Source organism: Sphingomonas sp. OTU376, assembly GCF_038440415.1.
GTDB lineage: Bacteria > Pseudomonadota > Alphaproteobacteria > Sphingomonadales > Sphingomonadaceae > Sphingomonas > Sphingomonas kyeonggiensis_A.
In genome coordinates, this window is record NZ_JASATQ010000018.1 from 23,424 (window position 1) to 43,663 (window position 20,240).

The window sequence follows — 20,240 nt, forward strand, 5'->3', positions numbered from 1 at the left end:
GTGCTGCGCCGGTCTAACGGCCCGGTTTCGATATTGTCAATTTCTTCGCTAAATGACGGAAAACAAAAAAGTCGTAAGCCGGATACCCGGGATATTGAAGATATTATAGTACTAATCGTTGCAATTGCCCCTTTCCCCGGCTAACGAGCGGAAAGGAGAGATAGATGCATAAGCTGGAAAGGCCGGAGGTGGCGGGCGACCGCTCCACGCGCTTGGAAATTCGTGCAAACCACGTGCGTGAGCGCGCCAATTGGATGCGCCGGCGTCTCTTGAAGATGATCTTCGTTGCCGGCCAGGGGCACCCGGGCGGCGACCTCTCAGCCGCTGACATCGTGGCATCGCTCTATTTCGATATCCTTCGGATCGATCCGAAATCGCCCGATGCGCCGGAGCGCGATCGCTTCATCCTCAGCAAGGGCCATTGCACCGGCGCGCTTTATAGCGCGCTGGCGGGGGCGGGTTTCTTTCCCGAGGCCGAGCTCGACACCTATCTTCAGCCGGGCTCGCGGCTGAACGGCCACCCGAATCGCAACTATCTGCCTGGCGTCGAGACCAACACCGGACCACTCGGGCACGGTTTCCCGGTGGGCGTGGGCGTCGCGGTGGCCGGGCAGATTGACGGCGCGGACTACCGCGTGTTCGTGCTCACCGGCGACGGCGAGCTGCAGGAAGGCAGCATGTGGGAAGCGGCGATGTTCGCCGGCCATCGCGGCCTCGGCAACCTCACCGTGATCGTGGACCGCAACCGGCTGCAGCAGGGCGCCCGCACCGAGGACACCAATTCGCTCGAACCGCTGGCCGACAAGTGGCGCGCGTTCGGCTGGGACGTGGTCGAAGTCGATGGCCATGACCATGAAGCGCTGCTCGCGGCGTTCGATGAAGCTGCCGAGCCGCGCGACAAGCCGCGCGTGCTGATCGCGAACACCTTCAAGGGGCAGGGCGTCAGCTACATGCGCGACCAGGCAGGCTGGCACCACGGCGTGCCGGACGCCGAGCAATATGCCCAGGCGATCGCCGAGCTGGAAGCGGAGCTGCGCGCGTGAAGGACGTGGTCGCACCCGACATGTTCGATTGCCGCGACGCCTATGTCGGTGCGCTCGAGGAACTGGCCGCGGCGGATGCGCGCATCGTCGCCGTGGTCAATGATTCGGTGGGCTCGTCCAAGCTCGGCAAGTTTCGCGATCGCTTTCCGGCGCGGCTGATCAATGTCGGCATCGCCGAGCAGAACATGGTCGGCGTCGGCGCCGGTCTCGCCAATGGCGGCAAGATCCCCTTCGTCAGCGGGGCGGCCTGCTTCCTGACCGCCCGCGCGATGGAGCAGATCAAGGTCGATTGCGCCTATAGCCAGGCCAATGTGAAGCTGTGCGGCATCTCGAGCGGCGTCGCCTATGGCGAGCTCGGCGCGACGCATCACGGCATCGAGGACGTCGCCTGGCTGCGCGCGATCGACAAGCTGACCGTGATCGTCCCGTCGGATCCCTGGGAAACCGCGGAGGCGATCAAGGCGGCAGCGGCGCACGCCGGGCCAGTGTTCGTCCGGATCAGCCGGATGCCGGTGCCGGCGCTCGCGCGCGGCGAGGATGCGGCCTTCACGATCGGCAAGGCAGAGCTGCTGCGCGACGGCGGCGACGTTGCGATCCTCGCCAATGGCACACTGGTGCACCGCGCGCTGGCCGCTGCCGCGCTGCTGGCCGACGAGGGAATCGAGGCGCGCGTGGTCAACATGACGACGGTGTCGCCGCTCGACTGCGATGCGGTGCTTGCCGCGGCTGGAACCGGCGCGATCGTGACGGCCGAGGAAGGGCTGGCGACCGGCGGGCTTGGCGGCGCGGTTGCCGAGCATTGCGCGCGCCACCGCCCGGTACCGATGCGGATGCTGGGCTTCCCCGGCTTCCTACCGACCGGGTCGGCGAGCTGGCTGATGGAGCATTTCGGACTCACCGCGGAAGGCATCGCCGATGCCGCCCGCGAACTGGTGGCGGGGAAAGGCTGATGGCAGCGCCGTCGGCATCGACCGGTCGCAACATGGCGGAGCGCTCCGCGCTGCCGCCGGGGGGAACGTGACGGGGCGGCGGTGGGGCCGCAACGAATGACGTGAGGTGCTTCGGCACGAGAACATAAGAATTGGGAAGGGAGTGGAAATGAATAAGTCGTTCAAGACAGTGCGTCCCGCGCCGCTGCTGCGCGGAATGCTGCTGACCGGGGTCAGCGCCATGACGCTCGTCGTCGCGCCTGCCGCATTCGCGCAGCAGACCGCGCCGGCGCCGGACACCGTGGCCGAGACGCCGCAGGAGCCAGTGACGCAGAATGATGCGATCGTCGTCACCGGCAGCCGCATCAAAAGCCCGACGCTGACTTCGCCGTCGCCGCTGCAGGCCGTTACCGCCGAGACGATCCAGAATATCGGCGCGACCAACGTCCAGGAAGCACTGGCCCAGATCCCGGCGGTCGGCGTGCCCGGCCAGACCCGCGTCAGCAACGCCGGCGATACCAATCCGGGTCTCGCCACCGTCAACCTGCGCAACCTTGGCGACAACCGCACCCTGGTGCTGATCGACGGCCGCCGCTCGGTCGCCGGCATTCCGGGCACCTCGACCGTCGACCTGTCGATGATCCCGACCTCGTTCGTCGAGCGTGTCGACGTGCTGACCGGCGGCGCCTCAGCCGTCTATGGCTCGGACGCGATCGCGGGCGTGGTCAACTTCGTCTACAAGAAGAATTTCCAGGGCTTCCAGGCCAATGCACAGGCCGGCATCTCGGAACTCGGCGACGACAAGCGCTATTCGATCAACGGAACCTTCGGCCAGAATTTCGCCGACGGCCGTGGCAACGTGATGATCTATGCCGGGTACAATCACGAAGGTGACGTGCCCAACTACAAGCGCGAGCGGACCGCAGCCGGCTATAGCAGCCTGGGCAACACGCAGCGCGTTGGAGGCAACAGCGACGCGAACCTGACCGCCGCGCAGAACCTGTTCACGCGCTTCTACCAGCCGTCGAACGTCGGTCCGGGCGGCGTGTTCAACTTCGGTGGCGTCGGCAGCCGGCTGATCCTGGCGGACGGCACGCTCGACACCTATCCGGCGGTGAACGGCACGAACTACAACGACCCCACGGTCGTCGCGAAGATCAACAAGTACGGCTATAACGCGGCCGCGCTCGGCCAGCAGGCCTCGCCGTCGAACCAGATCACGGTCGCCACGCGCGCGAACTTCGACGTGAGCGACAAGCTGAACCTGTTCGTTGAATCGACCTTCTCGAACTACAAGACCAAGGGTCGTCGCGAAGCCTCGCCGATGCGCACGGACAGCGCGCTTGGCGCGTTCAACGGCACGAACGGGTATTTCCCGATCCAGTTCCAGGTCGTGAACCCGAGCAACCCGGCTGATGTCCGCATCGTCAACAACCCGTTTGTGCCGACCGCGGTGTTCAACGCGGCGGACAATCGCGCCGTCAACGACGCGATCGCTTCGAAGGACGTCAGCTTCCTGCTCCGCACGACGATGTTCGGCGACGGCACGCGCAGTACCCCGACCGAGCGTGACAATTTCCGCGCGGTGATCGGCGGCACCTACAAGATCGGCGGCGACTGGACCGCCGACTTCTACTATCAGTACGGCTTCACCAAGCAGCGCCAGAGCATGACCGGCCTCGCCGACCTCAACCGCCTTGCCCAGGCGGTGCAGGTGATGCCCGACGTGTTCGACTACAACAAGAACGGCAACACCACCGAAGCCGTGTGCGTCGACGCGACCGCGCGTGCGAATGGCTGCGTGCCGATCAACGTCTTCGGCCTGAACGCGGACGGTACTTCGAAGGTCTCGAAGGAAGCCGCTGCGTGGCTGATGACCGAGATGAGCCGCTATTCGAAGCAGGAGCTGCAGACGGCGGCGGTGAACGTCGGCGGTACGCTGTTCAACCTGCCGGCCGGCCCGGTGCAGGTCTCGGTCGGCGCCGAGTGGCGTTCCGAGTACAGCATGGACGACTTCGATCCGCTGACCAACACCGCGCGTAACGGCTATGTCCAGCTGCTCGACACCAAGGGCAAGTTCAACGTCAAGGAAGCGTATGGCGAACTCGTCGTGCCTATCCTGCGCGACACGCCCTTCTTCCAGAACCTGACGCTGCGCGGCGCTGCGCGCCTGTCCGACTACTCCACCGTCGGCAGCTTCTGGGCCTGGAACGTCGGCGGCGAATGGGCGCCGGTCGAGGATATCCGCTTCCGTGCGGTCTATGCCCATGCCGTCCGCGCGCCGAACATCGGCGAGCTCTATGCGGCAGCGGCGGCTGGCATCATCACCATCACCGATCCGTGCCAGGGCGTGACGCTGGCGCAGACCTCGGCGGTGGCAGTGAACTGCCGCAAGGATCCGGGCGTGCTCGCGAACATCAACGCGAACGGGTCGATGACGCTGACTTCGTCGGACACGGCGGGCGTCGGCAGCATCACGGCTAGCAACCCCGGCATCCAGCAGGAAACCGGCAAGACCAAGACGTTCGGCGTGGTGATCAACCCGCGCTCGATCCACGCGCTGCGCGGCCTGACGATCACCGCCGACTACTACGACATCAAGCTCGAGAACGCGATCAACCGCCTCGCTGCGGCGACCGTGCTCAACAAATGCTATGTCAGCGGCCTGGCGGACTTCTGCCAGTTCGTGACCCGCCGCCAGCAGCCCTCGGGCGCGTTCAGCGTCGGCTCGGTCGAGCAGGTGGTGCGCGGTCTCGTCAACAGCGGTGGCCAGTTCACCCGCGGCATCGACATGACGCTGAGCTACAGCCACAAGATCCTGGGCGGCACGGCGACCTGGTCGGGCAGCTGGACCCACCTGCTCAAGCAGGGCATCGTTCCGCTGACCGGCGACGCCTATGACAACACCATGGGCGAGATCGGCACGCCGCGCGACTCGTTCAACTACGGCCTGAACTGGGACAATGACTCGTTCGGGTTCACCATCACGGGTGAAGTCACCGGCTCGCAGATGTTCGACTATGAGAACTACCAGACGACGTTCCGTCTGGCCAACGGTTCGCTTCCGGACAAGAAGTACTTCACGATCGGCGCGAAGAACTACAACAACGCCCAAATCCGCTACAAGGGCATCGAGAATTTCGAGCTCTATGCGGGTGTGAACAATCTGTTCAACGTCCAGGCGCCGCCGCTCTGGACCGGCACGCCCAACGGCAGCCCGAACGCGATCTGGGATATCATCGGTCGCCGTTACTATGCGGGTATCCGTCTCAAGTTCTGAAGGCCCCCCAAGTTGCCTCCTGTCGGGGCGGTGCATTGCACCGCCCCTTTTTTTGTGCGCGGCAGGGGCGCCCAAATCGACTGGATTGCCAGCGGGGAGCGCGAGGGTATGCTGGCCCGATGTGGCAACCGGCTATCCTTGCTCTGATGTCTGCTTCGCCCGCGGGGCAGGGCGTGACTTTCGACGGCGTGGCCTTCGGCCCACAGCGCACCCTTAGCTGCACCTGGTTCACCAATTTCGAGAATAGCCGATTCGAGCAATGCCGGGACGCGACAGGACCGCTGCTGGGGGAAGGCGACGGGGCATCGATCAAATGCCGTGGAGACACGTGCAGGCAACTGGATGCCGCAGCCCGGGAGGCATCGGGCTGGCGAAAAGCCGAGCCGCCCTGGGGCAACTTCACGGTCCAGCTGGTGGGGCGAGTGAGCCTTGCGCAGCACAAGAAGCGCTATCTGGGCGATGCCAGCAGGGACGTTCTCATCGAACGTCTCGTCAGCGTTCGCGTCTTGAAATAGGCCGGTATGGGCGAATGAAGAAGGGCGGCCTCCTTGCGGAGACCGCCCGTGCGAGATGCCGGCGGGTCGAAGAACCGGCGGCCCGCAGTTCGTTCAGGCCTTCAGCTTGGCCTCCAGCTCCTCGAGCGACTTGCCCTCGTTGCGCGGGGCGCCGAGCATGCCGATGATGCCGCTCGCCGCGAGGAAGCCGGTGAGGATCCAGGCGAGGGTAGTGAAGCCCGTGGCGGTCAGCACCGGCACGAAGAAGCTCCAGATGCCCAGGCCGATGCGCACCACCGCGAACATCAGACCCTGCGCGGTCGAGCGCAGAAGCGTCGGGAACATCTCCGAGCTCCACAGCTGGAAGAAGGACTGGGCACCGAAGCCCTGGCCGAACGCCATCAGGAAGACGTGGAGAATCGCCAGCGGCAGGGTGAGCGGGAACAGCGCGAGCAGCGACATGCCGACCACCTGGATCACTGCCGAGACGAGGAACATCGTCCGCTGGTTCAGCCGGTCGGAGAACTGCATGAACACCCCCCAGATCGACAGCATGCCGATCAGGAAGCTGAGCGTCTGGATCGCCACCGCGGTCGCCTGGCTGGCATCGCCGACGGTGCGCAAGATATAGGGGAAGAAGAAGCCGTTGGTGCCGGCCCACAGGTTCCACATGCCGTACATGCCGATCAGGAACGCCATCGAGCCGAGATAGCGCGGCTTGAACAGCGCGCTGATCCTAGCCGGCTCGATCTGCTTGTGCTCGTCTGCGGCCTGGGCTTCGAGCCAGCGCGGCGATTCCTGCATGCGCGAGCGCAGGAAGGTGAGGCCGATTGCCAGCAGCGCGAGATGCGCGAAGACGATGCGCGCGCCAAGCAACCCGAGCGGGGTGAGCACCAGGAACAGCAGCAGCACGACGACCGGACCCAGATACCAAAGCACCTGCGCCACGCCGCTATGCTTGCCGCGTTTACCCTTGGGCGCCATCTCGGCGATGATCGACCAGGAAGCAGGAATGTCCGCGCCGACCGCGAGGCCGACCAGGAAGAAGCCGAGCACGACCATCCAGGCGTTCATCGCGAACACCAGCCACAGCATGCCGAACGCGTAAAACAGCATGTCGTACTGGTAGATCTTCTTGCGCCCGAACAGGTCGCACAGCCTCCCGCCGATCAACGCGCCGACACCGGCGGAGATCGCGTTCGGCCCGAAAGCGCCGATCAGCCCGACCGTATTGTTGTTGAGATGATAGGCTTCCTGCCACAGCGCGAGCGCTGCCGATCCGGCGACGATCGACCCGGCGTCGATATAGTTCGCAAGGCCGGCGAGGATCGTGTTCCGCCAATCGTCCTTGTCCTGCGCATTCGTGCTGGCCATCGCCTTGCACCCCTCCTTTACAACATATGATAGTATTATTTGTGGCGCAGCCTAGCGGTGCCCGAGGGCCGGGGCAAGCGCTTGCAGCGCCTCGCCGACCCCTTAATCATGGTTGTGCGGGCAGTGATTTCTAGTACGATAATATTATTATAAAGTGCGACGCCTTTCCGGGGCGGATGCGGCAGATCGGGAGAGGGTTGGATGAAGATCACGCGACGGAACATGCTCGCCCAGACCATGGCGATCGGTGCCGCGACTTCCACTCCCGCCATGGCCGCCGTGGCCCCTCGAACGGTCGAGCGCTGGGGTGTGTTCGAGATCGAGCTGGCCGGCCCGAGCGGAGGCAATCCGTTCGTCGACGTGACGCTTGCCGCGGTTTTCGAAGGGGCGGGAAAGCAAGTCCGCGTGCCCGGCTTCTATGACGGCAATGGCACCTACCGCATCCGCTTCAGCCCGCCCGAGCTGGGCGCGTGGCGTTGGCGCAGCGAGAGCAATGCCGGTGCGCTTGCTGGCAAGTCGGGCGAGTTCACCGCAGTCGCGCCGGGCAAGGGCAGTCGCGGACCGGTCCGTGTGTCGAAGGACGGCTATCACTTCGCTTATGCCGATGGCACGCCGTTCCGCCAGATCGGCACGACCTGCTACAGCTGGGCGCTCCAGTCCGACGCGAAATGCGCCGAGACGCTGAAGACGCTCGCCGGCGCGCCGTTCAACAAGATGCGGATGCTGGTGTTCCCCAATGTCCCGTCGGTGGCGACCAACCCGTTCGCGCGCACCGGCGACGGGCCAAGGGATTGGGATCCGGCGCGGTTCGATCCCGCCTATTTCCGCCGCTACGAGGATCGCATCCAGAAGCTCGGCGCGCTGGGGATCGAAGCGGACGTGATCCTCTACCACCCCTATGACGAGAAGCGCGGCTATTCGGACATGCAGCGTGCCGATGACGAGCGCTATCTGCGCTACGTCGCCGCGCGCTTTGGCGCGTACCGCAACGTCTGGTGGTCGATGGCCAACGAATACGACAATATCGAAACCAAGACGATCGCGGACTGGGACCATCTCTTCGAGGTGCTGGTCGCCGCCGATCCGCATGATCGGCTGCGCTCGATCCACCAGATCAACACCTATTACGACCATCGCAAGCCGTGGATCACCCATGCCAGCGTGCAGAATGGCGCGGCCGTGCTCGACGATCTGCGCGCCGAGCTGCACCGCGCGATGACGCTCAAGCCGGTGGTCTTCGACGAGGTCGTCTATGAGGGGAACATCGCCAAGCGCTGGGGCAATCTGAGCGCCGAGGATATGGTCCAGCGTTTCTGGTACGGGCTGATCGGCGGCTGCTATGTCGGGCATAGCGAGACCTTCGCGGCGGATCGCAATGCCGACAGTTCCTGGCTGGGGCAGGGTGGCAGCCTGGCCGGGCACAGCGCGCCGCGGCTCGCCTTCCTGCGCAAGATTATGGAGGAAGGGCCGGTGCCGGGCGTCGAGCCGATCCAGGCCTGGTGGAACTATCATCTCGGTGGCCAGCAGAACGCGTATTACCTCCGCTATTTCGGCGCCGAGCAGCCGACCGAATGGCCGGTGGTATTGCCCGGCAAGGGGCCGGAGTCGCTGCAGAGCTATCGGATCGACGTCATCGACACCTGGAACATGACAGTCACTCCGGTCGAGGGTCTGTTCCGGATGGCGAAGAAGAATGACTATGACGTCCAGGATCCCGCGCGGCCGACCGTGGAGCTGCCGGGCAAGCCCTGGATCGCGCTGCGGATGGTCAAGGTGCAGGCATAGGGATGCGGTACGCGGGCTTCTTCGCAGCGGCGATGCTGCTGTTCGCCTTGCCTGCCGCCGCGCAGGGTAGTCGAGAGGTGTGGATCGACGCCTATCAGTCGAGCCCGGCCGACTACGACTTCGTCATTCCCAAGGAGATGAAGCTCCCGCCCGAGACCCGCCAGCGTCTGCGTGATCGTCCGCCGGTGACCGGCACGCTGCGGATGCGCTTCGCGGTTGCGGCGGGCGGGCGGCAGGTCCGTATCCGCCTGTCCAATGAGGATGGCACAACGCCGCTCACCGTGGTTGCAGCCAGCGCCGGCATCGCCGCGACCGGCTTCGATGCGAAGCCCGGCACGCTGCGCCGGCTCAGCTTCGGTGGCGCGGCGCAGGTGACGATCGCACCGGGTGCGCCTGTGCTGAGCGATCCTGTCGCCCTGTCCGTTCCGGCAATGGGCGAGCTGGTGGTGAGCGTGCATATTCCCGCGGGGCTTAAGCTCAAGGGATTCGGGAATGCGGTGATGGCGATGGGGGAGGGCGACCAAATCCTCGCTGAAAAGATCGCAAATGCCGATACGATCATCGGCCGGCCGCCGGTGAGCGGTGTCATGGTGCGCAGCGCCAGCCCCCCGCGCGTTATCGTCGCGCTTGGCGATTCGATCACCGACGGCAACCGGCCCGCGCTCGACCAGTTGCATGGCTGGCCGGAACGGCTGAACCAGCGTATCGCCGCCGCGCCCGGCCGCCCGGCGCTGGCGGTGATCAATGCCGGTATCGGCGGCAACCGGGTGCTCTCGACCAGCTGGGGCAAGGCGGCGCTGGCCCGGTTCGATCGCGATGTCGCCCGCGTGCAGGGCGTGTCCCACGTCATCCTGTTTGAAGGCATCAACGATATCGGCAATGGCGGATCGAGCACCATGTTCGGCAACAACCCGCCGCTCGACGTGGACGAGTTGATCGCCGGCTACCGCCAGATCATCGCCCGGGCGCATGCCGCAAATATCAAGGTGGTGATGGCGACGCTGACCCCGTTCCGGGGCGCGACTTCGTACAATGAGGCGCGGGAAGCGCAGCGCCAGGCGGTCAATCGCTGGATCCGCACCTCGGGCGAGCCCGACGGCGTGATCGATTTCGACAAGGCGGTCCGCGATCCCGCCGCGCCGCTGCAGCTTCTGCCCGCCTATGATTCCGGCGACCATATCCATCCGGGCGAGGCGGGATACCGAGCGATGGGTGACAGCATCGACATCGCGCTGTTTCGAAAAGCGGGCTGAGGGGGCTCGCTTAGGCTAGGCGATTAGCTGTTCCCCGGCGAAGGCCGGGGCCCAGTTGCAATGCCGTATGAGAGGTTTGACTACGCCAATCAGCTGCGCCGAAACTGGGCCCCGGCCTTCGCCGGGGAACCAGAGCAGAGGTCAGCCCGCGAACAGCGCCTCGCGCGCCAGGCGCAGCGTCTCGACCGCATCCTGCTTCGCCTGCGCCGCCTTCATCGCGTCGAAGTCGAGCCGGTCGAGCGCCTTCTCGATATGCTTGAGGAAGCCGATCGCGCTCTTGGCGGCGCCGACGCAATCCTCGCGGAACGGGAACTGGTCGAGCTGCCACACGCCTTCCCACTTGTTCTTGCGCAGCGTGTAGAAGAACTCGAACAGCTCGATCGGGTGGACCGAGCCGGCGATCATGTCGTCGTCCCAGCCGCGCAGATTGTCGTTCACGTCCATGCCGAACAGCCGGCCATGATCGATCGCGAGCTGGGCCGAATCCGCCGGGCTCTCGCCGCCGTACAGCGCGTGGCCGAAATCGAGCAGGATGCCGATATTGGGCAGCCCGATCTTCTCGATGCCGAGCAGCGTGCGCGCGACGCTGTCGAAGCTCATGTGATTGCGCGGCTCGCGCGGCTTGTATTCGATCACGAACTGGAGATCGGGATTCTCGGAGGCGAGCTGGCCGACGCCGTCCATGCTCATCCGCCACAGATCGCCATGATCGACCTGGAAGGGATAGTCCCATCCATCCTGGCCCGGCCACAGCTTCACATATTTGGCGCCGAAGCGGCGGACGACGCCGGCGGCCTCGGTGATCATCGCATGCGCTTCGCGGCGGATGCCTGGATCGGGATTGGTGAAGGCGCCCTTGGCGAACTTGCGGGTGTAGATCTCCGGCGTGATGCCGATGACCGACAGGTTGTTGCGGGCGAGCGCCGCCTCGACCGCGGCGAAATCGGTCTCGCCGCCCGGGAAGGGGTAATTGATGTCGACGACCGACAGGTCACCGACCTCGCCGGCCAGGTCGATCATCTCGATCAGCGAGCGCGCCGGGCCATAGCCATCGGTCGCATAGCGATCCACATAGGTGGCGAAGTGCCAGATCCCCGCGCCGTACTTCTGCTCGCTCGCCATCATCAGTCCTCTCGAAGTGCCGCCCGGCTTCGTGCCGGACGTGAAATCATGGGGCCGTCGCGTTTTCGCGCCTGGCCGTGCGCCTGCCGGTCAGGCGATGAGTAGCTTCACCCCGGCGGCCTCGAAGCCCGCACGGTCCTCGTCCCGGATGCCGTCGTCGGTCACCAGCGTGTGGATCAGCTCGATGCCGCCGAGCGACGAGAAGGAGCGCTGCCCGATCTTGCTGCTGTCGGCGACCAGGATCACCTCGGCCGCGGATTCGATCATCGCGCGCTTCACCGTGATGTCCGAAAGCGACGGGAAGGTGAGGCCGGCATCGAGCGACACCGCTGCCGTCGCCAGGAACAGCTTCTGCGCGAACAGCCCGCGGAAATAGTCGCCTGAGCGCTCGCCGCTGAGTGACAGGGTCGGTGCCTTGAAATGGCCGCCCGGCATATGGACGTCGAACCCTGGCAGGCCGCCGAGCGCCAGCGCGATGTTGAGCGCGTTGGTGATCACCGTCAGCCCGCTGCGGGTGGCGAGGTGGGACGAGATCTCGGTGGTGGTCGATCCGGAATCGAGGATGATCGTCTCGCCATCCTGCACCAGCGCCGCCGCCGCGCGGCCGATCCGGCGCTTGGCTTCCATGTGCACCATGTGGTGCAGCGCCATCGCGCGCACCTGCTGGGTGACCGACTTGAGGAATGCCCCGCCATGCTCGCGCACGACATGGCCTTCCGCCTCGAGCTTCTCCAGGTCCTGGCGCACCGTTACTTCGGACACGCCGAAAGCATCCGCAAGCGTGCGGACGCGGGCGGCGCCTTCTTCCTGCATCCATTCCAGGATCTTCATCCGGCGGGCTTCGCCAAGCAGCCCGGGCGTTCCGGTTCGAGTGTTCATGCCTGTCTCCAATCCCCGCCTGCGATGCGGAGCTGCAGTGGCTCTAGCATGCGGGCGCGTGCGGCATAGATGCGGCGCACTTCCGAGGCTGCGGCAAGGGCAGGAGGCGCGCCCGCCTGCTCACCATTTTCCATGCCGAAACGCCGCACAGCCTATCCTCTTCCGTATCGCAGCTCTGATCGCCGGATTTTGCGCAACGCTAAGCGGTAACGCAGCGAAGTGTCAACGAACGAACCGAGATTCGTTGTGAAATGGAGGTAAACGAAAATAATCGTAAGAAGTCGGTTGCCGTTTATGTCCGTCCTCGGTTAAGGCCCGGCCATGGGCAAGGCAGTAGCAACCGAGGAATTCGTCGATGCGCGGGTGGCGGACATTCGCCGCCGCGCGGACTGGATACGGCGCCAGGCGCTGACGATGGCGCACCGCGCGAAGCAGGGGCATCCGGGCGGCGATATGTCGTGCGCGGATATCCTGGCGACGCTCTATTCCGCCGTGCTGCGCTTCGATCCCGCCAATCCGCAGGACCCGGCGCGCGATCGCTTCGTGATGAGCAAGGGCCACTGCACCGGTGCCTTCTATTCGGCGCTTGCAGGTGCGGGCTATTTTCCGGTCGCCGATCTGGAGACCTATCTCCAGCCGGGCTCGCGGCTGAACGGCCACCCGAACCGCAATTACCTGCCGGGCGTCGAGACCAATACCGGCCCGCTCGGTCATGGCCTGCCCGTCGCGGTCGGCATGGCGGTGGCCGGGCAGATCGACGCGGCGGACTTCCGGGTCTTTGCGCTCACTGGCGACGGCGAGCTGCAGGAAGGCAGCATGTGGGAAGCGGCGATGTTCGCCGGGCATCGCAGGCTCGGCAAGCTGACGGTCATCATCGATCGCAACCGGCTGCAGCAGGGCGCGCCTACCGAGGATACCAATTCGCTCGAGCCGCTCGCCGACAAATGGGCAGCCTTTGGCTGGGAAGTCGCCGATGTCGACGGCCATGATCCCGCGGCCCTGCTCGAACTGCTCTCCGCACCGCGTGGCGCCGACGGCAAGCCGCTTTGCATCATCGCGCATACGATCAAGGGACGCGGCGTGAGCTATATGGAAAATCAGGCGGGCTGGCATCATGGCACGCCCAATGACGCGCAGCTGGCCCAGGCTTTCGCCGAACTCGACGCGGAGCTTGCGGCATGAGTGCGGCGCCGCAGGGCAAGGGCTTCGATTGCCGCAATGCCTATGTCGAGACTTTGGAGGCTCTGGCGGCCGAGGATCCCCGGATCGTCGCGGTGGTCAATGACTCGGTCGGTTCGTCGAAGCTCAACAAGTTTCGCGACCAGTTTCCCGAGCGGCTGGTCAATGTCGGCATCGCCGAGCAGAACATGGTCGGCGTCGGTGCGGGCCTGGCCAATGGCGGCAAGGTGCCGTTCGTCAGCGGCGCCTCGTGCTTCCTCACCGGCCGCGCGCTCGAGCAGATCAAGGCGGACATCGCGTACAGCAACGTCAATGTGAAGCTGTGCGGCATCTCGAGCGGCGTCGCCTATGGTGAGCTTGGCGCGACGCATCACAGCATCGAGGACCTGGCCTGGCTGCGCGCGATGAAGGGGCTGACGGTGATCGTGCCGTCCGATCCCTGGGAAACCGCCGAGGCGATCCGCTGGGCCGCCGGCTATGACGGTCCGGTCTTCATCCGGGTGAGCCGCATGGCAGTGCCCGCACTGGCCCGTCCGGAAGGCGCGCGCTTCGAGGCCGGCAAGGCCGAAGTGCTGCGCGAAGGCGATGACGTCGCAATCATCGCCTGCGGCACGCTGGTGCACCGTGCGCTCGACGCCGCCGACGCGCTGGCGGCGGAAGGCATCTCGGCCCGCGTGCTCAACATGGCGACGGTCTCGCCGATCGACCGCGAGGCGATCGTTGCCGCGGCCGGCACGGGTGCTATCGTCACCGCTGAAGAACATGTCGTGCGCGGTGGCCTGGGCGGCGCCGTGGCCGAAGTCGTGGTGGAGGAGAGGCCGGTTCCGATGCGCGTCCTGGGTTTCCCCGGCTTCCTGGAGACTGGCTCGGCCGAATGGCTGTTCGAGCGGCACGGGCTGACACCGGCAGGCATCGCGGCTGCGGCGCGCGAGCTGGTCGAGAAGCTCGGCTGATGGCGCGCCCGGCGATCCTGGCGGTCGACCAGGGCACGACCAACACCAAGGCGCTGCTGTTCGCGGCGGACACCGGCGAAGTACTGGGCCGTGCCTCGCACCCGCTGGGCGTGGTCCATCCGCGTCCCGGCTGGGCCGAGCAATCGGCCGAAGCGATCTGGGGCAGCGTCGCCGGCGCGATCGGCGAAGTCATCGCCACGACGCCGGGCGCCGAAGTCGCCTCGCTCGCCATCGCCAACCAGCGCGAGACGATCGTGCTGTGGGACGCCGAGAGCGGCGAGGCGGTGGCACCCGCGATCAGCTGGCAATGCCGGCGCACCGCCGATCGCTGTGCCGCGCTGGCGCCGCGTGCGCACGAAATCATTGCGGCGACCGGGCTCGGCATCGATCCGCTGGCGCCCAGCACCAAGCTTGCCTGGCTACTCGACGAGACGCCGGGCGCGCGCGCCAGGGCCGAGGCCGGGCTGCTCCGCGCCGGCACGATCGACAGCTGGCTGTTGTGGAAGCTCACCAACGGCGCGCAGCACGCGACCGATGTGAGCAACGCCTCGCGTACCCAGCTGATGTCGCTCGACGCGCTCGACTGGGACCGCTCGATGCTCGCGCTGTTCGGGGTGCCCCGGCTGGTGCTGCCGACGATCCGCCCGTCCGACGCCCAGTTTGGCTTCACCGCCGCGAGCGGCGTGCCCTCGGGCCTGCCGATCGAAGTGCTGCTCGGCGATTCACACGCGGCCCTGCTCGGCCACGGCTTTGCGGCGCCCGGACAGGCCAAGGTCACCTGCGGCACCGGTTCCTCGCTGATGGCGGTGACGCCGGCGCGCGTCACCTCCGCGCACGGCCTGTGGAGCACGATCGCCTGGGCACGCGGGCATGACGTCTTTCATGCGCTCGAAGGCAATGTCGCGGTGTCGGGCCATGCCGCGGCCTTTGCGGTGCGCCTGCTCAACCTGCGCGACGAGGGCGAGCTGACCCGGCTCGCCGCCGAAGTGCCCGACAGCCAGGGCGTGACCTTCGTACCCGCGCTGGCCGGGCTCGGCGCGCCGCACTGGCGCTCGGAAGCGCGGGGGCTGCTCAGCGGCATGTCGCTCGGCACCAGCCCGGCGCACGTCGCCCGCGCCGTGCTGGAGGGCATCGCGCTGCAGATCGCCGATATCGTCTTCGCGATGGACGCCGATCTCGGCGCGCCGCTTGATGTGTTGTCCGTCGATGGGGGTGCTGCGGCGAATGACCTGCTCGTCCAGATCCTCGCCGACGTGATCGATCGCCCGGTCCTGCGCCCGTGCCAGCTCGAGCTGGGCGCGCGCGGGGTGGCGCAGCTGGCTGCCGGGAAGCTGGGTGGCAATGCCTGGGCAATAGTGGATCAGGACCGCTTCGAGCCGGGCATCGCCGGTGCCGATCGCGCGCACCTGATGGCGCGCTGGCGCCAGGCGGTTGCCGCGTCCGCCGCGGCGCATCCCTAGCCGGTGCATGCCCGGCGGAGTCACCCGTAGAACATCGAAATCCGAGGTCGTCAGCAGGAAATCGCTCGGCTAAACACTCGTGAAACTACGAGTGAGAAATCGATTCCATGAGCCTGTCCGATACCCCTTCGCGGCGCGTGCGTTCCGTCGTCATCCTGGGTGGTGGAACGGCCGGCTGGATGACCGCGACGGCGCTGGCGCGCCAGTTCGGCCGGACGCTGGATATCACCCTGCTCGAGTCCGAGGAGATCGGCACGGTCGGCGTCGGTGAAGCGACGATCCCGACGATCCACTGGTTCAACCAGCTGATCGGGCTCGACGAGGCGGCGTTCCTCCGCGAGACCAAGGCGAGCTTCAAGCTGGGCATCGAGTTCGTCGACTGGGTGCGGCCGGGGCATCGCTATTTCCACCCGTTCGGCGACTATGGCGTGCGCTTCCCGGGCGTGGCCTTCCACCATCGCTGGATGAAGGCCAGGGCGGAGGGCCTCGACCTGCCGCTTGCCGCCTTCTCGCTGGCGACCGAACTGGCCGGACAGGGGCGTTTCGCCATGCCGACGGGTGACGCGCGCTCGATCCTGTCGACGCTCGGCTATGCCTATCATTTCGACGCCAGCCTCTATGCCCGCCACCTGCGCGGCATTGCCGAGGCGGCGGGCGTCACCCGCATCGAGGGCAAGCTGCAGGACGTCGCGTGCGACGGCGAGAGCGGGCTGGTCACCGCGCTCACCACCCAGCGCGGCGAGCGGATCGAGGGCGACCTGTTCATCGACTGTTCGGGCTTCCGCGCGCTGCTGATCGACGGAACGATGGGCGGTGGGTTCGAGGACTGGTCGCACTGGCTGCCCTGCGACCGTGCCGTGGCGGTGCCCTGCGCGCGGACCGAGCATACCACGCCTTTCACCCGCTCCACCGCGCGCCCCGCGGGCTGGCAGTGGCGCATTCCGCTCCAGCACCGGATCGGCAATGGGCATGTCTTCTCCAGCCGCTTCATGAGCGAGGACGAGGCGACGGGGATGCTGCTGGCGAACCTCGACGGCGAGGCGCTGGCCGAGCCGCGCACGCTGCGCTTCACCGCGGGCACGCGGCGCAAGGCCTGGATCGGCAATGTTATCGCGATCGGCTTGTCCTCGGGCTTCCTCGAACCGCTGGAATCGACGTCGATCCACCTGATCCAGAGCGGCATCGCCAAGCTGCTGACGCTATTCCCGGACCGCGACATGGATCCGGCGCTGGCCGAGCGGTACAATGCGCTCCTCAATGCCGATATGGACAATATCAAGGACTTCCTGATCCTGCACTACCACGCCAATCCCGGCCGCACCGATCCGTTCTGGGTGGAGCGGCGCGAGATGGCGTTGCCCGAGACGCTGGTGGCGCGCGAGGAGCAATATCGCCGCTCCGGGCGGCTGATGCTCGGCCCCGAGGAGCTGTTCCGCGACGCGAGCTGGCTGGCGGTGCTCAACGGGCAGGAGATCGTGGCGGAGGACTATAACCCGCTCGCCGACGTGCTCGACAGCGCGGCCAACAGCGCGCAGGTCCGTCAGGTCGCCGAAGTCATCCAGCGCGCCGCGCCGACGCTACCGCTGCACGACGCGGCGCTTGCGGCGGCGATGGGCGGGTGATCAAGCCGGACATCGTCGCGCGGCGGATCGGCAGCGAAGGCCAGCCGATCGCGATCGTCGACGGCTTCCATCCCGACCCGGACGCCTTGCGCGCGGCGGCGCTGGCGGCGACGTTCGAGCCAGGACGGCATCACTATCCAGGCATCCGCGCGCCGCTGCCGGCCGAGTATTTCGCCCAGGTGCGCCCGGCGCTGGTGCCGGTGCTGCGCGAGGTGCTGGGGGCTGCGAGCGTGGAGCTGCTCGATGCCAGCTTCTCGATGGTGACCACCCCGCCCGCCGAACTCGGCGCGGAGCAGCGGCTGCCGCATATCGATGCGGTGCAGCCCGGGCTGATCGCGCTGGTCCATTATCTGTCGGAAGGCGACGGCACGGCGTTCTTCCGACACCGGGCGACGGGGTTCGAGACGATCGATGCGGCGCGCTCGGCCGGCTATCTCGCCACGCTCAACGCCGAGCTGCGCGCTGATCCGCCGGAAGCGGCCTATCCCTTTGGCGATACGAAGCTTTTCGAGCGGATCGCGCATGTCGAGGCACGCTATAATCGCGCGGTGATCTACCGCAGCGCGCTGCTCCATAGCGGCGCGATCTCGCCGGATGCGGTGCTGGACGGCGATCCGGCGACCGGGCGGCTGACGGTGACGGCGTTCCTCTCCGCCACATAAAAATCACCCGCCATCCCTGGGGAGGGATGACGGGTCGAGGTGGGGTGTAGGGTTAGCGCAGCTCAGTGCTTCTTCTTCGCCGCAGCCTTGGGTGGCTGTACGGCGAGATAGACCGTGCTCCACAGCTGCGCGGCGTTGGACTCATCGACGTCCGCCTTGCCGGCGCCGAAGGCGACGACCTTGTAGCGGCCATTCTCGAACGCCCAGGACCAGAGCTCGGAGCTCTGCGTCGCCCGAGTGGCCTGGATCGCGCGCCACAGCCTGGCCTGCGCATCCTTCAGCACCGCGCGAGTGGCGGGGGGCAGGTCGGTACGGGCGAGCTGGCGCTCGAGGCCGGCGGCGAACAGGGCCTGCTGCCACGACCACACCACCGCACCGTGATAGGCGGCCGGGGTGAAGCGGTCCTGCACCTCGGTGCCGGCCAGCGCCGGATTGGCGACGAGCAGGCCGATATCGGTCATCAGCCCGGCCGGGAACGGCCGTGCCAGCGCGCCGACATAGGCCTGGAGATCGGCCGGGTCGGGATGGCCGAACAGCAGGCTAAAGCCTTCATCCGAATTGATAATAGGCACCGGCTTGCCATGATCGTCGAGCGCGATCGCGTGGTAGCGCAGGGGCTGGCCCTTGAGCGAGGCGAGGGCCGGCGCGGCGGGGACGCCGACGCGGGCGGCATAGGCGCGGACCTGGGCTGCGGCCTCGGGGCCGGGGGTCTCGACGGCGAACAGGCCGGGGGCCTTGCTCCGCCAGGTCGCCGCCATGGCGTGGGCGCGCTCCAGCGCGGCGCGGTCGTCCGGGGTGAGGAAGCGATCGAGCAGGCCGGCGCGGAGCAGTTTGTCGGCGGCCTCGAGCGCGGCGGGGACAAAAACCGCATTCACATCATAGGGATAGCGGCCACGGCCCAAACCTTCCTCACTATCGCGCCACTGGCCGGTCAGGCGGCCCTTGTGGATCGCCACGAGGTTGTTCCAGCGCGGATCCTCGGCGAATGGACGCACTTGATCGATAACGTAGCGAAGGTTGCGCACCAGGAGGGTTCCTGCCGACGCCGCACTGCCCGGATTCGCTTCGCTCTGTACCGTTCTGGCCAGGAAAGTTTGCGCGGCGGCCCGGGTTGCCGAGCCGAGCAGATAATCGGCGGAGACGGGACCGAGCATGTAATCGTCGTCGATCATACCATAATCGAGAGTCGCAGCGGCACCGCCCGGCTGCTTGTGCTGGGCATGGTCGATCAGCGCGAATTCGGAGAGCCCCTCCTCATGCGCGACTTCGCCGTCCCGATCGAGCCGGGCGAGCACCGCGCCCAGGCCCGCTTCCACCGCAGCGCCCTTGAGCGCAGGCATCAGCAGGCGAACCGACATCAGCGTGTCGCGGCCGAAATAGGTGTCGAAGCGCCACGAGCCGGCCAGAAACTTCTCGCGGTAGCTGAGGAAAGCGAGCGCGTTGCGCGCTGCCGGATCGGAGGCTGCTTTGCTATTGAGCAGCTCTGCCTTGCTGAGGCCGGTCAGCGGCGTATCGCCGGTCGCTGCAACGATCCGCAACTGAATGCGTCCATTCGCGCCGGCGACGATCTCGCCCTTCTCGATCCGGCCGCTCAGCACCTGAATCTCCAGGCTGTAGCCCGGCGCACCGTCAACACGGTCACGGGCGTAGAGGATGCGATTACCCTCGATGCGGACCGGTGCCGCCACTTCGGCGGGAAAGCGGCTGACCGACTGGTAATCGCGCAGGAAGCGGACATTGGAGAGCACGGCCTGCTTTGGGGCGAGGCGCGGGGTGTCGATCGTGGCGATGCTCTCGATGCCGTGGAGCGGGCGGCCCCTGGCGTCGGCGAAGGTCACCGGGCGCGGCGCCTGGTCGAGCCGCCAGGTGGCGGGGCGGGCAAGTGGCTGGAACCACAGGCCGACGCCGCTGTTGCCGGCCGGGAAGGCGACCAGGATGCGCGGATCGCTGCCGTTGCGCAGCAGCAGGTGCGCCGCGACCTTGCCCTCGCGCACGAACGCGTTGAGGTTCTGGCCCTCGGTCAGGCTGTAGGCCAGCTCCGGCGCCCTGGCCGCCTTCTGCGCCATCGCCACCGTGCTGGTGCCCGCGAGCAGCAGCCCGCCCGCCAGCAGCAACCGCATCGAACCTCGCATCCGTCTCTCTCCTCTTAATCCAGAAATGGAAAGGCGCGGCGAACCTTTCAGTTGCCGCGCCCTCCCTTTTGCG

The 20,240-nt window shown here is 66.6% G+C and carries 15 protein-coding genes; 11 read left to right on the forward strand and 4 right to left on the reverse strand.

The genetic code is table 11. The features are described 5' to 3' along the window. Positions 1-254 precede the first annotated feature (254 nt). The 4 genes from AAHM44_RS09915 (at position 255) to AAHM44_RS09930 (ending at position 5,767) form a co-directional block, all read left to right on the forward strand. Positions 255-1,043: a transketolase gene (locus tag AAHM44_RS09915; protein ID WP_342249862.1), complete on the forward strand. Its 789-nt coding sequence runs from the start codon at positions 255-257 to the stop codon at positions 1,041-1,043. Further along, positions 1,040-1,993 (forward strand): transketolase family protein, encoded by a 954-nt coding sequence (locus tag AAHM44_RS09920; protein WP_342249863.1) that lies wholly within the window; start codon positions 1,040-1,042, stop codon positions 1,991-1,993. Before AAHM44_RS09915 ends, AAHM44_RS09920 begins: the two co-directional genes overlap by 4 nt. Before the next feature lie 148 nt (positions 1,994-2,141). Then, positions 2,142-5,252, forward strand: a complete 3,111-nt coding sequence (locus AAHM44_RS09925; RefSeq protein WP_269575954.1) for a TonB-dependent receptor domain-containing protein — start codon at positions 2,142-2,144, stop codon at positions 5,250-5,252. A gap of 173 nt (positions 5,253-5,425) precedes the next feature. Then, on the forward strand, positions 5,426-5,767 hold the full coding sequence (locus tag AAHM44_RS09930; RefSeq protein WP_342249864.1) for a hypothetical protein: 342 nt from the start codon (positions 5,426-5,428) through the stop codon (positions 5,765-5,767). A gap of 93 nt (positions 5,768-5,860) precedes the next feature. Here the strand turns inward: AAHM44_RS09930 and AAHM44_RS09935 are convergent, their stop codons facing one another. Further along, positions 5,861-7,120 carry an MFS transporter gene (locus AAHM44_RS09935; protein WP_342249865.1) on the reverse strand — a complete coding sequence of 420 codons (1,260 nt, stop codon included), beginning with the start codon at positions 7,118-7,120 and terminating at the stop codon, positions 5,861-5,863. A gap of 201 nt (positions 7,121-7,321) precedes the next feature. Here AAHM44_RS09935 and AAHM44_RS09940 point away from each other — a divergent pair, with 201 nt between their 5' ends. Both AAHM44_RS09940 and AAHM44_RS09945 read left to right on the forward strand, forming a co-directional pair. Further along, positions 7,322-8,905 (forward strand): DUF5060 domain-containing protein, encoded by a 1,584-nt coding sequence (locus tag AAHM44_RS09940; protein WP_342249866.1) that lies wholly within the window; start codon positions 7,322-7,324, stop codon positions 8,903-8,905. A gap of 2 nt (positions 8,906-8,907) precedes the next feature. Next, the gene (locus tag AAHM44_RS09945) at positions 8,908-10,158 is read left to right on the forward strand and encodes an SGNH/GDSL hydrolase family protein (RefSeq protein WP_342249867.1); all 1,251 of its coding nucleotides are present in this window, start codon (positions 8,908-8,910) and stop codon (positions 10,156-10,158) included. A gap of 141 nt (positions 10,159-10,299) precedes the next feature. Here AAHM44_RS09945 and AAHM44_RS09950 read toward each other — a convergent pair whose 3' ends face one another. Both AAHM44_RS09950 and AAHM44_RS09955 read right to left on the reverse strand, forming a co-directional pair. Further along, positions 10,300-11,280 (reverse strand): sugar phosphate isomerase/epimerase family protein, encoded by a 981-nt coding sequence (locus tag AAHM44_RS09950; RefSeq protein WP_342249868.1) that lies wholly within the window; start codon positions 11,278-11,280, stop codon positions 10,300-10,302. A gap of 90 nt (positions 11,281-11,370) precedes the next feature. Then, complete coding sequence (locus AAHM44_RS09955; RefSeq protein ID WP_342249869.1) at positions 11,371-12,159, reverse strand: DeoR/GlpR family DNA-binding transcription regulator; 789 nt, start codon at positions 12,157-12,159, stop codon at positions 11,371-11,373. 321 nt (positions 12,160-12,480) lie between these two features. On the opposite strand from AAHM44_RS09955, the gene AAHM44_RS09960 reads away from it, so the two are divergent. From AAHM44_RS09960 to AAHM44_RS09980, 5 genes are all read left to right on the forward strand, one after another. Next, a complete protein-coding gene (locus AAHM44_RS09960) occupies positions 12,481-13,341 on the forward strand; it encodes a transketolase (protein WP_342249870.1) in 861 nt (286 codons plus the stop codon). Further along, positions 13,338-14,291 carry a transketolase family protein gene (locus tag AAHM44_RS09965; protein ID WP_342249871.1) on the forward strand — a complete coding sequence of 318 codons (954 nt, stop codon included), beginning with the start codon at positions 13,338-13,340 and terminating at the stop codon, positions 14,289-14,291. The genes AAHM44_RS09960 and AAHM44_RS09965 overlap by 4 nt, the downstream gene beginning before the upstream one ends. Further along, a complete protein-coding gene (locus tag AAHM44_RS09970; protein WP_342249872.1) occupies positions 14,291-15,751 on the forward strand; it encodes an FGGY family carbohydrate kinase in 1,461 nt (486 codons plus the stop codon). Before AAHM44_RS09965 ends, AAHM44_RS09970 begins: the two co-directional genes overlap by 1 nt. 107 nt (positions 15,752-15,858) lie before the next feature. Next, a complete protein-coding gene (locus AAHM44_RS09975) occupies positions 15,859-17,373 on the forward strand; it encodes a tryptophan halogenase family protein (RefSeq protein ID WP_446745980.1) in 1,515 nt (504 codons plus the stop codon). After that, a complete protein-coding gene (locus tag AAHM44_RS09980; RefSeq protein WP_342249874.1) occupies positions 17,370-18,035 on the forward strand; it encodes a DUF6445 family protein in 666 nt (221 codons plus the stop codon). Before AAHM44_RS09975 ends, AAHM44_RS09980 begins: the two co-directional genes overlap by 4 nt. A 62-nt stretch (positions 18,036-18,097) precedes the next feature. On the opposite strand, the gene AAHM44_RS09985 is transcribed toward AAHM44_RS09980, so the two are convergent. Then, positions 18,098-20,167 (reverse strand): hypothetical protein, encoded by a 2,070-nt coding sequence (locus tag AAHM44_RS09985; protein ID WP_342249875.1) that lies wholly within the window; start codon positions 20,165-20,167, stop codon positions 18,098-18,100. Between the last annotated feature and the right edge of the window lie 73 nt (positions 20,168-20,240).